This window comes from Dyella sp. ASV21, from assembly GCF_016428975.1.
Taxonomy (GTDB): Bacteria; Pseudomonadota; Gammaproteobacteria; order Xanthomonadales; family Rhodanobacteraceae; genus Dyella.
Genome location: NZ_JAELTT010000395.1, coordinates 1 through 305, shown reverse-complemented (window position 1 = coordinate 305; position 305 = coordinate 1). Strand labels below are relative to the sequence as shown.

Genomic DNA, 305 nt, shown 5'->3' with positions numbered 1-305 from the left:
GGGTCCAGCCTGTGTGAAAACACCCCGTAAGCGAACGCACCGATCCTAGCGTCATACCAGCCGGAGTGTCGCATGAAGCGATTCGTCGAAGGGGTGGATCGGTCGCAGAGCGTGCTGTTTCCCGAACGGCTGGACGACTACATCGACGAGGACAATCCCGTCCGCGTGGTCGATGTCTTCGTGGATGAGCTGGATCTCGGCGAGCTGGGGTTCGATGGGGTTTCGCCGGCCGCCACCGGGCGCCCCGGTTATCACCCGGCGACGCTGCTCAAGATCTATATCTACGGCTATCTCAACCGTATCCC

General features: G+C 61.3%; 1 pseudogene. It reads left to right on the top strand.

Annotation, left to right across the window (positions count from 1 at the left end):
* Positions 1 to 72: 72 nt before the first annotated feature.
* A pseudogene (locus JHD67_RS22040) lies at positions 73 to 305 on the top strand (IS5/IS1182 family transposase); the annotation flags it as partial.